Origin of the sequence: Comamonas sp. GB3 AK4-5 (assembly GCF_041320665.1) — a bacterium.
Lineage (GTDB): Bacteria > Pseudomonadota > Gammaproteobacteria > Burkholderiales > Burkholderiaceae_C > Comamonas.
Map to the genome: position 1 here is coordinate 78,886 of NZ_CP166730.1, position 14,463 is coordinate 93,348.

A 14,463-nucleotide genomic window follows, 5' to 3' on the forward strand; every position below is an offset into this window, starting at 1 on the left:
GATCCGGTAATGGCTACCCCTTTTTCGGGAGCAAAGCATGGACGAGAACCAACTGTTGAATGCCTTGATGTTCGGCGTACTGGCTCTGGTGATGTTCGGCCTGGGTTTGTCGCTGACATGGGATGATTTTTCGCGCCTTCTGCGCTATCCACGGGCCGTGGTCGTGGCCCTGGGCCTGCAAATCGTGGCATTGCCGCTGCTGTGCTTTGGCCTGGTGACGGGCTTGGGACTGCCTGCGGTGTTCGCCATAGGGCTGATGCTGCTGGCCGCCTCACCCGGGGGCATCTCGGCCAATCTGTTCTCCCACCTTTTCGGTGGCAATGTGGCGATGAACATCTCGCTGACGGCGCTCAACACCGTGCTGTCGGTGGTGAGCATGCCCTTGATCATCAACTGGAGCATTGCCCATTTCGCGCAGGCCGGCCAGATCGTGCCCGTGCAATTTTCCAAGCTGGTGGAGGTTGTGGGCATTGTGCTGGTTCCCGTCGCGCTGGGCATGCTGGCGGCGCGGCGAGCACCGGGCTTTGCTGCACGCATGCACCGTCCGGTCAAGGCCTTCAGCATGCTGGTGCTGGCGGCCGTGGCCTTGCTGGCCATGGGCAAGGAATGGCGCGCGCTGGTGGCATCGTTTGGTGAGATCGGGCCTGCCGTGGTCCTGTTCAATCTGTGCAGCCTGGCGGTCGGCTACGGCCTGAGCCGCGCCAGCAGGCTGGACAAGCCGATCTGCATTGCCGTGGCTTTCGAGATCGGCATCCACAACTCGACATTGGCTATCTTCATCGCCTTGACCGTGCTGGGCAGCTACCCGCTGGCCTTGCCTGCAGCGGTGTATTCGGTGGTCATGTACCTGACAGCGCCGGTGTTTGGCTATCTGGTGGGGCGCCCGGACGGGGGCAGGCCTCAGCAGGCCTGAGCGTCTGCCGGTGCTGGCTTGTTTACAGCGCGAAGATCTTGCCCGGGTTCAGGATGTTCTTGGGGTCCAGCGCCTGCTTGATGGCGGCCATCATGGCGATGGCGCCATCGCCGCATTCCTCGCGCAGAAAGTCCTGCTTGTGGATGCCGATGCCATGCTCGCCGGTGCATGTGCCTTCCATGGCAATGGCGCGGCGCACCAGGCGGTGGTTGAGGTCTTCGGCGCGTTGGCGCTCGTCGGCGCTGTCGGGGTCGATCAGATAGCCGAAGTGGAAGTTGCCATCACCCACATGGCCCACCAGGAAGTAGGGAATGCCGCTGGCATTGACCTCGTCGATGGACTCCAGCAGGCAGTCGGCCAGGCGGCTGATGGGCACGCAGGTGTCGGTGGTGATGGAGCGGCAGCCCGGGCGGCTCTGGATGCCGGCAAAGTAGGCGTTGTGGCGGGCGGTGAAGAGGCGGGTGCGCTCCTCGGGCGTGTCGGCCCATTCAAAGCCCTTGGCGTCGAATTCGGCCGCAATGTCTTGCACCATCTCGGCCTGTTCCTTCACGCCATTGGGGCTGCCGTGGAACTCCATCAGCAGCATGGGTTCTTCGCGCAGCGTGAGGTTGCTGTGCTTGTTGACCATGGCCACGGTGGCGGCGTCCACCAGCTCCACGCGGGCAATGGGCACGCCCATCTGGATGGTCTGGATCACGGTGTGCACGGCATCGGCAATCGTGGGGAAGGAGCAGATGGCTGCGCTCACTGCCTCGGGCAGCGGGTACAGGCGCAGCGTGATCTCGGTGAAGATGCCCAGCGTCCCTTCGCTGCCCACCATCAGGCGTGTCAGGTCGTAGCCGGCCGCGCTTTTCTTGGCACGGTTGCCGGTGCGGATCACATTGCCCTGGGCCGTCACCACTTCCAGCGCCAGCACGTTCTCGCGCATGGTGCCGTAGCGCACGGCATTGGTGCCGCTGGCGCGGGTGGCCGTCATGCCGCCGATGGAAGCGTCGGCGCCGGGGTCGATGGGGAAGAACAGGCCCTGGTCCTTGATGGCGTCGTTCAGCTGCTTGCGCAAGATGCCGGGCTGCACGGTGACGGTCATGTCTTCGGCATTGACGCGCAAGACCTGGTTCATGCGGCTCACATCAATGCTGATGCCGCCTTGCACGGCCAGCAAATGGCCTTCCAGCGAGGAACCGGCGCCATAGGCAATCACCGGCACCTCGTACTGGTCGGCCAGCTTCACGGCGTCGGCCACGTCTTGTGTGCTTTCGGCATAGACCACGGCCACCGGGGGCGGTGCCTGGATGGCACCTTCATCGCGGCCATGCTGCTCGCGCACGGCCTGGGCCTGGCTGCAGCGGCTGCCGAAACGTGTGGTCAGCGCGTCCAGAAAGGCTGGCGCAATGGCGCGGGGTTGCAGGTAGGCGGCAGCGGTGGGGGCGTTCATGTAGTGGTCTCCTGTGAGAGCGTGTCGCAGGTCTCCTGGCGACGCGCTCTGAACCCAAAAGAATACCACCGCCCCTCTGGCAGCTGGACCGGGCCCGCTACCCTGGCCTGCGCCAAGGGCGGGGGCCGCCCTGCCCGAAGGCGCAAGCAGGCTCAGTGCTGCTTCAGGGCCAGGATGAACTCCTCGCGCGACAGCGTGCCGTTGCGGTCGGTATCGAACTGGCGGAAACGTTCGGCCACGGCGGGATAGCGCTCGGCCTCGCTGGGGGTGAGCGCGCCGTCGCCATTGGTATCGGCGCGCGCAAAGGCCTGCTCGGGGGTGGGGGTGGCCACTGCGGTCTGCGCCAGCAGCGAGGGTGTTGCGGGTGGTGCCGCAGGCGCATGCATGCCGCTGCGTTGCGTGGGGGAAGCGGGGTAAATGCTTTGCGCCATGATGGCGTGGGTGCCGCCCATGGTCAGGCTGGCGAACAGCACCAGGCTGCGGGCATCGAAACAGTGCAGAGAACGAAAACGGGTGGGTTGCATGGCTTGCCAACTCCTCTGTGCATCAAAACAAGGAGCACATTCCACCGCGCTGGAGCGCTTTGCACCAGTTTTTTTGCCCACTGTTTCTGGCGTACACATGACAGCCTGAATGTGTAACGCACAATGGGTGAAAAACTTTGTTTACCTCCCCATTCACCAAGGAGCAGGCCATGGGCAACCGTTTGACACAAATCGCTACCAGAACCGGAGATGACGGTAGCACCGGCCTGGGCGACAACAGCCGTGTCTCCAAAAACAGCCTGCGCCCGCATGCCATGGGTGATGTGGATGAGCTCAATTCCCACATTGGTCTGCTGCTGTGCGAGCCGTTGCCGCAGGATGTGCGCGAGTTGCTGATCGATGTGCAGCACCAGCTTTTCAACCTGGGGGGTGAGCTGTCCATGCCCGGCTACGAGCTGCTCAAGGAAGACGGCCTGCTGCAGCTGGACCAGGCCTTGCAGCATTACAACGCCGGCCTGCCGCGGCTGCTGGAATTCATTCTCCCCGCAGGCACGCGCGCCGCAGCCCAGGCCCATGTCTGCCGCACCGTGGCGCGCCGTGCAGAGCGCCAGGTGGTGGCGCTGCAGGAGGTGGAGGCCATGCGCCCCGCGCCGCGCCAATACCTCAATCGCCTGTCCGATCTGCTGTTTGTGCTGGCCCGTGTGCTGAATCGCGTGGAGGGCGGCGACGATGTGTACTGGAAGAGCGAGCGCCTGGCACGCCAAAGCGAAAAGTAGAGCTGCATCAGCTGATACCACCTCAATTTCCGGCATAAAACATGCTGAAGACTGCGTGTGAAGCGCGGTAGCCGCTCTCTTTTTTCTAACTCCGGAGACCCCAAGGCATGCGCTTGCGGCATATCGAAGTGTTTAACGCGGTGATGCAGACCGGCAGCGTCAGCGCTGCCGCGCGGCTGATCAATGTGACCCAGCCCGCCGTCAGCCGCACCCTGCAACATGCCGAGCTGCAGCTGGGCTTTGCCCTGTTCCAGCGCGCGCGCGGGCGACTCACGCCCACCAACGAGGCGCTGGCGCTGTTCCCCCACATTGAAAAACTGTTCGACCAGCTGGACGAGGTGCAGCGCCTGGCCGCCAGCCTGCGCCACGGCCAGGTGGCCGATCGCCTGCAGGTGCTGACCGTTTTTGCCTTGAGCCGCGAAGTGCTGCCGCGCGCCGTGGCCGGACTGCGCCAAAAGTACCCGCAGGTGCAGGTCCATGTGCAGGCCTTGCACACGCCCCAGGTGGTGTCGGCCCTGCTGCTGCAGGAGGCCGATGTGGGCTTTCTCATCAGCTCCGTTGGCCAGCCCGCGCTGGAGCATGAAAGCCTGGGCGAGGTGGACATGCACTGCATTCTTCCCAAGGGCCTGCTGCCCCCGCGCAAGGTGCGCGCCGAGGGCATGGCCCTGGCCGATCTGGCCGATCTGCCGGTGGTGGCCCTGGATGGCAAAGACCCGCTGGGCATGCGCATCAACCAGGCCTGCCGCGAGCATGGCGTGGGCCTGTCGCCGGTGGTGACGGTGCAGACCTACCATGCGGCCCTGGCCATGGCCGAATACGGCCTGGGCGCCGCCATTGTCGACGGTTGCACCGCTGCTGCCGCCGACCGCCACAAGGTGCATGTGGTGCCGCTGCTGCCGAGGCTGACCGTGGGGGTCAACGCGCTGTGCCTGGCGCAGCGCCCCAGCTCGGTGCTGGCACGGGCCATGATTCAGGAGATGCGCAAGGCCTTGCGTGAAGTCCTGGGCACCTAATGCACCGATGGTCCAAGCCTTGCGGCTTGGCTGGTGATCCGTTTACAGGCGCCCATATGGCACTTGATGCGTTGTTGCGCGCCCTTGCCGTGCATGCGCACTGTCTGCGGGCACGCGCCACGCCTGAAGTGCCATCTGGGCGTTGTGGAGGTCCGGCTGCGGCTGCCGGTGCTGCTTGAGCCCGCTCCGGCCCCTCCACAGACATCTAGGCTATGTGGAGGCCTTTTCCATCTGCTGCACCAGGCGCTGGGCCGAGCCAAAAGCCAGCGTCAATCCCAGCGCGCCATGACCGGTTTGCAGCCACAGATTGGCGGGGCCGCCGCGTTGGCGACCGGTGATGGGCAGGCCGGTGGGCGTGGCCGGGCGCATGCCGGTCCAGGGCTGGACATCGCCGCCCTGGGGCAGGTCGGGGAAGACCTCGCGCGTGGACTGCTGCAGGCTGGCAATCTTGCTGGCATCGAGCTGCTGGTCGCGGCCCACGATTTCCACCATGCCGGCCACGCGCAAGCGCTGGCCTATGCGGGCGAACACCACTTTGCGCGTGCTGTCGGTCACGCTGATCTGGGGCGCAGCCGCCGGGGTCTGGGCGGCATCCACGGTGATGCTATAGCCCTTGAGCGGGTAGACCGGCAGCTGCAGACCCAAGCGGCGGGCCTGGGCCGCGCTTTCCCAGCCGCTGGCCAGCACAAAGTGGTCGGCCGTGATGCGGCCCTGGCTGCTGTGCAGCGCGGTGATGGCGCCGCCCTGCACCTCATAGCCATCCACCGTAGTGGACCAGCAAAACCGGGCGCCGCGCTGCGCCAGCAACTGGGCCAGCTGCTCGCACAGCTTGCGGCAGTCGACCGTGCTTTCGCTGGGCGTGTGAATGGCGCCCGCCATGCGCGGCGCGTACTGGCCCAGGGCCGGCTCCAATTGCGCCACAGTGGCCGCGTTCACCACTTGCTGTTCCGGTCCGCCCAACTGGGCTTGCAGTGTCACTTGGCGTGCCGCGTTGTCCAGCGCCTCTTGTGTGGGGTAGAGCACCAGCTTGCCGGGCGTGTGGTGATCGCAGGCCAGCGCCTCGCGCGCCAGCATGGCTTCAAACACCTGGCGGCTCTCCGCAGCCAGGGTCAGCAAGGTCTGGGTGCTGGCGGCCGAGGTGCTGGCATTGCAGGCGCCCAGAAACTGCAGCCCCCAAGACCATTGCTGTGGGTCGGCCTGCAGGCGGAACTTGAGCGGCGAATCCTTGGCCAGCAGCAGCTTGGGCAGTTGCTTCCAGATGCCGGGCTCGGCCAGGGGCTGGACATAGGCATAGCTCAGCTGCGCGCCATTGCCGCCGCTGGCGCCGGAGGCGGGCTGGGCAGCGCGGTCCACCACGGTGACCTGGTGGCCTGCCTGCTGCAGGATATAGGCGGTGCTCAGGCCAATAATGCCGGCGCCAATCACACAAACATGCATGTTTTGCTTCTTCAATGTGGAGCTTGCACTGTAGGTCTGCGCAGGCGCGGCGTCGCATGGCGATTCGCACACAGGGTATGCACCAGGGTTATGGAAATCGCACCACAAAGCGGCAAGGTCTGTCTGGCCATGGTGCGCGGTGCATCAAGAGGCAAGCGGCTTGCACTGTCTTGGTGAAAACCCTTTGGTCCTATAAAAACAAGGCATGGATCAGGCCGCAATCGGTATCCCCCAAAGGCCTGTGCTGTTTCTACACTGGTCCCCACATTTGCAGCCAACGAGGGACACACCATGCAATTCCACACCACTTTGCTTTGCGCCGCACTGGGTCTTGCCAGCCTGACCACAGCCCATGCCGACACCTTGTCCAAGGCGAAGGAAAACGGTCAGATCACCCTGGCCTACCGTGAATCTTCCGTGCCCTTCAGCTATCTGAACGGCGGCAAGCCCGTGGGCATCACGGTGGACATCTCCAACGCCATTGCCGATGCCGTGAAGAAGGCCGTGGGCAAGCCCGACCTGAAGGTGAACTGGCAGGCCGTGACCTCGCAAAACCGTATCCCGCTGCTCATGAATGGCACCATCGATGTGGAATGCGGCTCCACCACCAACAACACCACGCGCGGCAAGGATGTGGACTTTGCCATCAACCACTTCTACACCGGCACCCGTCTGGTGGTGAAGAAGGACTCGGGCGTGAAGAACTATGCCGACCTGAAGGGCAAGACCGTGGCCATCACCTCGGGCACCACCAATTTGCAGGTGGTGCGCAAGGCCAATGCCGAGCAAAACTGGGGCATGAACATCATCATGCCCAAGGACCATGCAGATGGCTTCCTGCTGGTGGAGAGCGGCCGTGCCGCAGCCTTCGCCATGGATGACATCTTGCTGTATGGCCTGATCGCCAACGCCAAGAACGCCAAGGACTTCGAGGTGGTGGGAGATTCGCTGCAGGTCGAGCCCTATGCCTGCATGGTGCGCAAGGACGACCCCGCTTTCAAGAAGCTGGTTGATGGCGTGGTGGGCGGCATGATGAAGTCCGGCGAGTTCACCAAGCTGTATGACAAGTGGTTTATGCAGCCCATTCCGCCCACCAACACCGCACTGGGCCTGCCCATGGCCGATGCGCTGAAGAAGAACCTGGCCGAACTCAGCGACAAGCCGGCGTTCTGATCATGCTCCCCGGTGTGATGGCTCCCCCGCGTTCCGTGGGCATTCTGGGCGGCATGGGGCCAGCCGCCGGGGCAGATTTTGTGCGCCTGTTCGTGCAGGCCTGCACGGCCTATTTGCAGACCCATGCGCTGCCGGTGCGTGACCAGTCCTTTCCCGAGCATTGGCTGGCGCAGATGCCGATTCCCGACCGCACCCAGGCGCTGAGTCTGGATGTGCACAGCGTCCAGGACCCGGCGCCGCACATGCTGCAAGGCATGGGCCGCCTGGCCGCCCTGGGCGTGTGCAGCGTGGCCGTGGCCTGCAACACCGCCCATATCTGGCACGGCCAGCTGCAGGCCTTGTTTCCACAGCTGCATGTGCTGCATATCGCCCAGGAAACGGCGGCGCATTTGCAGCAGCAAGGCGCGCGCCAGGCCGTGGTGCTGGCCACGGCCGGCACCTACCGCACAGGCCTGTATGACGCGGCCTTGCAGGCCTGCGGCATCACGCCCCTGGTGCCCGATGCGCAAGGCATTGAGCAGCTGATGCAGGGCATTTACGACGGCGTGAAACGCGGCGACCAGGCGCTGGCGGTGCAATGCTTTGGCAGCGTGCTGGAGGGCATGCGCCAGCAGCATGGCGAGCTGCCGGTGATCATGGGCTGTACCGAAATTCCGCTGGCCTTGCCGCAGGCTCCGCAGGCGCAAGGCGCCACCTTGATCGACCCGGCCTGGATACTGGCCCAGGCCCTGGCGGACCAGGCCTATGGGGCGACATAGGGTGTTGAAAAAAGCTTTTCAAGATTTCGAACACTGAACCCACGCAGCCTGACGGCTGCGTGTTTTCGTGCCGGGTGTGAAAAGCGTTTTTCAGTCGCTGCCGCCTCGTCAGGCCATACACAAATACTTGGTCTGCAGATAGTCCTCTATGCCGTGGTGGGAACCTTCGCGGCCCTGGCCCGATTGCTTGATGCCGCCAAAGGGCGCCACCGCCGTGCTGATCAGGCCGGTGTTGATGCCCACCATGCCGTATTCCAGCGCGCCGCTGACGCGCCAGACACGGCGCACATCGCGGGAGAAGAAGTAGGCAGCCAGGCCGAACTCGGTGTCATTGGCCATGCGAATCGCTTGCTCTTCGGTCGCAAAGCGAAACACCGGGGCCACGGGGCCGAAGACTTCCTCGCGTGCAATGCGGGCATGCAAAGGCACATCGGCCAGCACCGTGGCCTCGTAGAAGCTGCCGCCCAAGGCATGGCGCTGTCCACCTTGGACCACGCGCGCGCCCTGGGCCACGGCATCGGCCACCAGCTCCTGCACCTTGTTCAGCGCCGCGCCATCAATCAGCGGGCCCAGCTGGGTGTCGGGCTGGCGGCCATCGCCCATGCGCAGCTGGGACACGGCCTGGGCCAGGCGCTGCACAAAGGCGTCGTAGATGCCGTCCTGCACCAGGATGCGGTTGGTGCACACGCAGGTCTGGCCGCTGTTGCGGTATTTGGAGAGCATGGCGCCGGCCACGGCCTCGTCCAGATCGGCGTCGTCAAAGACGATAAAGGGTGCGTTGCCGCCCAGCTCCAGCGACATTTTTTTGAGCGTGGGCGCGCATTGCCCTGCCAGCAAGCGGCCCACCTGGGTGGAGCCGGTGAAGCTGAGCTTGCGCACCTTGTCGCTGGCGGTGAGTACACCGCCGATGGCACGGGAGTCACCGGCCAGCACGCTGAGCACGCCGGCGGGCAAGCCTGCGCGCTGGGCCAGCTCGGCCAGTGCCAGCGCCGTCAGCGGTGTTTGCTCGGCGGGCTTGACGATCATGGTGCAGCCTGCGGCCAGTGCGGGTGCCAGCTTGCGCGTGATCATGGCGGCCGGGAAGTTCCAGGGCGTGATGGCAGCGCACACGCCCACGGGCTCCTTGGTCACCAGCAGCTGCCGGTCTTTCCAGGGTGAAGGAATGATCTCGCCGTAGATGCGGCGCGCCTCTTCGGCAAACCACTCGATGTAGGAAGCGGCATAGACGATTTCGCCCCGCGCCTCGTCCAGGGGCTTGCCTTGCTCGCTGGTCAGGATCAGGGCCAGATCGTCCTGGTGCTCCAGCAGCAGCGCATGCCAGCGGCGCAGCACGGCGGCGCGCTCATCCGCCGTCCGGCTGCGCCAGGCAGGCAAGGCCTGGTAGGCGGCCTCTACGGCGCGTTCGGTTTCGCTGGCATGGGCCTTGGCCACATGGGCCAGCAGTGCACCCGTGGCGGGGTTGTGCACGGCCAGGGTCTGTTCGTTGTCGGAGTCAATCCAGGTGCCAGCCAGGTAGTTTTGCTGGCGCAACAGGCCCGCATCTTTCAAAACGAGTTCGGTCATGGGGAAAGCAGTCATGGCAGTGGTGGCAACTTAGTAGACGGCGCCGCCCTTGGGCAGCGGCGCGCGGTGTTTGAACTGCGCGCACAACTGGCGCGCGGCCAGGGCCAGCAGCGAGGTGTCCACACCCACCGCCACAAACTGCGCGCCCAGGTCCAGATAGCGGCGTGCCAGCTGCGGGTCGGACACCAAAATGCCCGGCGCCTTGCCCAGGGCACGCACCGTGGCAATGCCTTTTTCCAGTGCCTGCTGCACCACGGGCTCGGTGGGGCGACCCAGATAGCCCATGGAGGCCGACAGATCGGCCGGGCCGAAGAACACGCCGTCCACGCCCTCCACGGCGGCGATGGATTCCAACGCCTGCATGCCGGTGACCGACTCCACCTGCACCAGCACGCACAACTCCTTGTGCGCCTGCTGCAAATAGTCGGGCACGGCATTCCAGCGCGAAGCGCGGGCAATGGACGCCCCTACGCCCCGCACGCCCTCGGGTGGGTAGCGGGTGGCGGCGACCACATCCCTGGCCTGCTGTGCAGAGTCGATCATGGGCACCAACAGGCTCTGGGCACCGATGTCCAGATACTGCTTGATCAAGGCCGCATCGGCGGACACCGGGCGCACCACGCCATGCGTGCCATAAGCGGCCATGCTTTGCAGCTGGCTCAGCACGCTGCGCACATGGTTGGGCGCATGTTCTGCATCCAGCAGCAGCCAGTCGAAATCGGCCGTGGCGAGTATTTCCGTGGCGTAGGGGCTGGCCAGGGCCGCCCACAGGCCGACCTGGGGCTGGCCTGCAAGCAGGGCTTGCTTGAAGAGGTTGGTAGGCAATTGCATGGGTGGTCTTCAGGGAGTCTTAGTCGATGCTGGCGCCCGATTCCTTGACGATGGGCGCCCAGCGCGCCATTTCGCTGCGGATGAAGCTGCCAAATTCGGCCGCCGTGCCTGGTGCGGGCTGCGTGCCCATGCTGATCAGCTTGGTCTGCACGGTCTTGTCGGCCAGGATGTCGGTGATGTGGCGGTTGAGCTTGTTGACGATGGCGGGATCGGTGCCGGCCGGGGCCAGCAGGCCGAACCAGGAGGTCAGGTTGAAATTGGGAAAGCCCGACTCCGCCACCGTGGGTACCTTGGGCAGCTGCGCGCTGCGCTTGGCGCCCGTGACTGCCAGCGGCAGCAGACGGTCTGCGCTGATGTGGGGCAGCGGTGCGGGCAGGTTGTCGATGGCGAAATCGATCTCGCCGCCATACAGGGCTTGCAGCATGGGCGCCGAGCCCTTGTAGGGCACATGTTGCAGGGTGACACCAGCCGTGGTGGCGAACACCGAGCCGATCAAATGCGTCAGCGAGGCATTGCCGGTCGAGCCAAAGCTCAGCCCGCCTGCAGATTGCTTTTGCTTGGCCGCGGCCAGCAGGTCGGCCATGGAGCGAATGCCCAGGCGGTTGTTGGGATTGGCCAGGAAGACATTGGTCACCGTGACCACGTTGCTCACAGGTGCAAACGCCGTGGCCGGATCAAAGGGCAGCTTTCGGTAGACCAGGGGGTTGATGGCCAGGATGTTGCTGGACACCAGCAGCAGGGTGTAGCCATCCGCAGGCGACTTGGCCACGGCATCGGCACCGATGTTGCCGCCAGCGCCCGCCTTGTTTTCCACAATGAAGGTGCCACCGGTGCGCTCCTGCAGCTGCTGGGCCACCAGGCGGGCCACCAGGTCGGTCGTGCCGCCGGGCGTGAACGGCACCACAATTTTGACGGCGCGGGCGGGGTAGGCATCGGCATGTGCCAGCACCGGGCCCAGCGTCAGGGTGGCGGCTCCGAGTGCAGTGAGCAGCTTGCGGCGCGACAGTTGGGGCTTCATAAAGGTCTCCTGGGTAGTAGTAAGAAAATGGGGAGCAGGCTGTCTTGGATGCAGCCCCAAAGCGCTCCGGGTCCGGGGGCTGGGTCGGCAGGTCTGAGAAAAGGCCTACAAAACCTTGCCGGGATTGAGAATGCCCAGCGGGTCCAGTGCCTGCTTGAGCGTGTGCATGAGGGCGATTTCCTCGGGGCTGCGCGACACCGACAGGTGCTGGCGTTTTTTGCGGCCAATGCCATGCTCGGCCGAGACCGCACCATGCTGGGCTCCCACACAGTCGTAGACCATTTGCTCGATGGCTGGGGCATGGGCGCCGCGGGTGCCCGGCACATCGACGACGATGTGCAGGTTGTTGTCGCCCAGATGCCCGAAGTACATGCGCGTGCAGCCCGGCCAGGCCGCTTCGGCACTGGCTTCGACATGCTGCACGGCCTGGGCCATGCCATCGAGGGGAAAGCTCACATCAAAGGTGGAGCGGTGCGGCAGGTGCACGGGGAACTCGGCCACGGCATCGCGCAGATGCCAAAAGCGCAGCTGGTCTTGCATGGACTGGGCAATGGCCGCGTCTTCCAGCCAGCCTTGCTCCAGGCAATGCGACAGCAGTTGCTCAAAGCGCGCTCCGTCCTGGGCTTCGTCGCCGCCCTGGGCTTCCAGCAGCAAATACATGCCGTGCTGGCCCTGCAAAGGCGAGTCCACACCGGGCAGACGGGTGACGAATGCGTAGAAATTGGGCCACATCACCTCAAAGGCCGACAGGCTGCCACCCAGGCGCGCACGCGCTTCACGCAGCACCCGCAAGGCCGCGTCCAGATCGGGCAAGGCCAGCAAGGCGCATTGGGTGGTGCTGGGCAAAGGGTGCAGGCGCAGCACGGCCTGGGTCACGATGCCCAGCGTGCCTTCGCTGCCGATGAACAAATGCTTGAGGTCATAGCCGCTGTTGTTCTTGATCATCTTGTTCAGCGAGCTGACCACCGTGCCATCGGCCAGCACCGCCTCCAGGCCCAGCAGGTTGTCACGGGCCATGCCATAGCGAATCACGCGATTGCCGCCGGCGTTGGTGGCAATGTTGCCGCCCAGCGTGCAAGAGCCGCGTGCGCCGATGTCCAGCCCGCAGCTGAAGCCTGCAGCCTGGGCTGCTTGTTGCACGGACTCCAAGATGGCGCCCGCCTGCACGGTGAGCGTGCCGCCGCTGACGTCCACATCGCCGATGGCGTTCATGCGCTCCAGCGAGAGGGCGATCTCATGGGCCTGGGGATGTGCGCCGCCCACCAGCCCGGTCAATCCGCCCTGTGCCACCACTGGCTGGCGGTGGGCATGGCAGATGCGCAGCATGGTGGACACCTCCTGGGTGCTGCGCGGCAGCAGCAGGGCCCGTGGGCATTGCGGGTCCATGCGCGTCCAGTCCGTGTGGTGGCGCGCACCAATGGCATCGCCCAGGCGTATGCGGTCGGCTGGCAGCGCGTCCTGCAGGGCTTGCAGGACGGGGAGAGGTTCTAAACAGTGGAGCGGTGCTTGGGTCATGTGCAAAGCCGTGGAACACGGTGGGCAAAGCGGTTGCGGAAGGCTTGGGACGATTGTGGGCAGGCTTGGCATGGGGGGTAAACTTCGGTTTAGGCACCGCGTATGAGAAAAACTCATGCCTGGTGAACAGACTCACCTTGGCAATGGGCTGCAGCGCTTGCAGCCCCAGCGACTGGAATCACGGTTTGGCGCGGCGCATCCCCCCTCTCAATCCCCTGCACACTTTTGAAGTGGTGGCCCGCACAGGCAGCCTGACCGTGGCTGCGGCCCAGCTGCATGTCACCCAGTCGGCGGTGAGCCGCCAGATCTCGACGCTGGAGCAGTATTTCGGCGTCGAGCTGTTCAAGCGCGAGCGCCAGGGTGTTTCACTGACCGAGGTCGGCCAGCGCTATGCCGCGCAAATCGTGCCGGCGTTTGCCGCCATTGCCTCGGCCACGGAAATGCTGTGGCACAAGCCGGATGAAGCGGTGCTGCGTGTGGGCACGTATTCCACGTTCTCGGCCAAGTGGCTGATTCCGCGCCTGCCCCAGTTCCTGGCACGCCACCCCGGCAAGGATGTGCGCATCCACCGCCTGGTGCCCTTGGTCAACTTTGACCGCGACCCTGTGGACGTGGCCATACAGCTGGCGGGCGACGAAATCGAGCGCCAAAGCGGGCTGTGTGTGGACCGGATCTTTCCCGAGTACCTGGAGCCGGTTTGCGCGCCGGTGCTGCTGCAGCGCCTGAGCGCCTCCCGGCAGGCTGTGGGTGCCTTGCTGGGGCAAAGGCTGCTGGTGTCCAAATACCATGCCAACGACTGGGATGACTGGCTGGGCGCCAGTGGTTTTGAAGCCGATGCTGCCACGGCAGAACGCATGGAGTTCAATGCCTCCATGCTGACCTGGCAGGCCGCCGTGCACGGCATGGGCGTGGCCATTGGCCAATGGCCTTTGCTGCAGCAGGAGTTGAGCGATGGGGCCTTGGTCCAGCCTTTTGGCCAGCCGCTGAAGACCACGCGCAGCTATTGGCTGCTGCGCCCGCAAGGGCAGCGCAGCAGCCCGCTGGTGCGGGCTTTCAGGCAATGGCTGCTACAGGAAGCGGCCAAGGAGCCTGTGCCGGGCGGCTGAGGCCCAGCGTATCAGCGCGGAGGCAAGATGGCCATGGTGATGCGCGAGACACAGGTCAGCTCGCCGGCCTCGTTCACCATATCGATTTGCCAGACCTGGGTGGTGCGGCCGATGTGGACCGGCTTGGCCGTGCCCGTGACCCAGCCGCTGGTGGCGGAGCGCAGGTGGTTGGCATTGATGTCCAGGCCCACGGCCAGATGGCCTTCGGGGCAGGCGTGGTAGGCGCCTACGGAGCCCAGGGTTTCGGCCAGCACCACACTGACGCCGCCATGCAGCAGGCCGAAGGGCTGCTTGGTGCGTGCATCCACAGGCACCCGGCCGACGAGGTAGTCCTCACCTTTTTCGATGATCTCAATGCCCAGATGGCCCACGGCGCAACCTGCGTTGCGGGCATTCATCTCTTCCACGGTGGCGGCTTTTTTCCAGATGGCCATGTCTTT

General features: G+C 64.9%; 14 protein-coding genes. 6 read left to right on the top strand and 8 right to left on the bottom strand.

Annotation, left to right across the window (positions count from 1 at the left end; all coding sequences use genetic code 11):
* Positions 1–37 precede the first annotated feature (37 nt).
* Entirely contained in the window at positions 38–913 is an 876-nt protein-coding gene (locus tag ACA027_RS00320) for a bile acid:sodium symporter family protein (RefSeq protein ID WP_370680424.1), read from the top strand.
* 22 nt (positions 914–935) lie between these two features.
* On the opposite strand, the gene ACA027_RS00325 is transcribed toward ACA027_RS00320, so the two are convergent.
* Both ACA027_RS00325 and ACA027_RS00330 read right to left on the bottom strand, forming a co-directional pair.
* Positions 936–2,348, bottom strand: coding sequence for an FAD-binding oxidoreductase (locus ACA027_RS00325; protein ID WP_370680425.1), 1,413 nt, complete (start codon positions 2,346–2,348; stop codon positions 936–938).
* 152 nt (positions 2,349–2,500) lie between these two features.
* Positions 2,501–2,872, bottom strand: coding sequence for an EF-hand domain-containing protein (locus ACA027_RS00330; RefSeq protein ID WP_370680426.1), 372 nt, complete (start codon positions 2,870–2,872; stop codon positions 2,501–2,503).
* Between the two features lie 170 nt (positions 2,873–3,042).
* On the opposite strand from ACA027_RS00330, the gene ACA027_RS00335 reads away from it, so the two are divergent.
* Together ACA027_RS00335 and ACA027_RS00340 are read left to right on the top strand one after the other, a co-directional pair.
* Entirely contained in the window at positions 3,043–3,609 is a 567-nt protein-coding gene (locus ACA027_RS00335; RefSeq protein WP_370680427.1) for a cob(I)yrinic acid a,c-diamide adenosyltransferase, read from the top strand.
* Positions 3,610–3,716: 107 nt separating this feature from the next.
* Positions 3,717–4,622, top strand: coding sequence for a LysR family transcriptional regulator (locus ACA027_RS00340; RefSeq protein WP_370680428.1), 906 nt, complete (start codon positions 3,717–3,719; stop codon positions 4,620–4,622).
* A gap of 210 nt (positions 4,623–4,832) precedes the next feature.
* On the opposite strand, the gene ACA027_RS00345 is transcribed toward ACA027_RS00340, so the two are convergent.
* Positions 4,833–6,059: a D-amino acid dehydrogenase gene (locus ACA027_RS00345; protein ID WP_370680429.1), complete on the bottom strand. Its 1,227-nt coding sequence runs from the start codon at positions 6,057–6,059 to the stop codon at positions 4,833–4,835.
* A gap of 291 nt (positions 6,060–6,350) precedes the next feature.
* Here ACA027_RS00345 and ACA027_RS00350 point away from each other — a divergent pair, with 291 nt between their 5' ends.
* Together ACA027_RS00350 and ACA027_RS00355 are read left to right on the top strand one after the other, a co-directional pair.
* On the top strand, positions 6,351–7,232 hold the full coding sequence (locus ACA027_RS00350; RefSeq protein ID WP_370680430.1) for an amino acid ABC transporter substrate-binding protein: 882 nt from the start codon (positions 6,351–6,353) through the stop codon (positions 7,230–7,232).
* Positions 7,233–7,249: 17 nt separating this feature from the next.
* The gene (locus ACA027_RS00355; protein ID WP_370680431.1) at positions 7,250–7,990 is read left to right on the top strand and encodes an aspartate/glutamate racemase family protein; all 741 of its coding nucleotides are present in this window, start codon (positions 7,250–7,252) and stop codon (positions 7,988–7,990) included.
* Positions 7,991–8,098: 108 nt separating this feature from the next.
* Here ACA027_RS00355 and ACA027_RS00360 read toward each other — a convergent pair whose 3' ends face one another.
* The 4 genes from ACA027_RS00360 to ACA027_RS00375 all read right to left on the bottom strand — a co-directional run bounded on the left by ACA027_RS00360 (position 8,099) and on the right by ACA027_RS00375 (position 12,917).
* On the bottom strand, positions 8,099–9,568 hold the full coding sequence (locus tag ACA027_RS00360) for an NAD-dependent succinate-semialdehyde dehydrogenase (RefSeq protein ID WP_370680432.1): 1,470 nt from the start codon (positions 9,566–9,568) through the stop codon (positions 8,099–8,101).
* A 15-nt stretch (positions 9,569–9,583) separates the two neighbouring features.
* Positions 9,584–10,384 (bottom strand): 4-hydroxy-2-oxoheptanedioate aldolase, encoded by an 801-nt coding sequence (hpaI, locus tag ACA027_RS00365; RefSeq protein ID WP_370680433.1) that lies wholly within the window; start codon positions 10,382–10,384, stop codon positions 9,584–9,586.
* A 19-nt stretch (positions 10,385–10,403) separates the two neighbouring features.
* Positions 10,404–11,402, bottom strand: a complete 999-nt coding sequence (locus tag ACA027_RS00370) for a Bug family tripartite tricarboxylate transporter substrate binding protein (RefSeq protein WP_370680434.1) — start codon at positions 11,400–11,402, stop codon at positions 10,404–10,406.
* Between the two features lie 105 nt (positions 11,403–11,507).
* Entirely contained in the window at positions 11,508–12,917 is a 1,410-nt protein-coding gene (locus ACA027_RS00375) for an FAD-binding oxidoreductase (protein WP_370680435.1), read from the bottom strand.
* 185 nt (positions 12,918–13,102) lie between these two features.
* Here ACA027_RS00375 and ACA027_RS00380 point away from each other — a divergent pair, with 185 nt between their 5' ends.
* A complete protein-coding gene (locus ACA027_RS00380) occupies positions 13,103–14,023 on the top strand; it encodes a LysR substrate-binding domain-containing protein (protein WP_370680436.1) in 921 nt (306 codons plus the stop codon).
* Positions 14,024–14,034: 11 nt separating this feature from the next.
* Here the strand turns inward: ACA027_RS00380 and ACA027_RS00385 are convergent, their stop codons facing one another.
* Entirely contained in the window at positions 14,035–14,457 is a 423-nt protein-coding gene (locus ACA027_RS00385; protein ID WP_370680437.1) for a hotdog fold thioesterase, read from the bottom strand.
* Positions 14,458–14,463 lie beyond the last annotated feature (6 nt).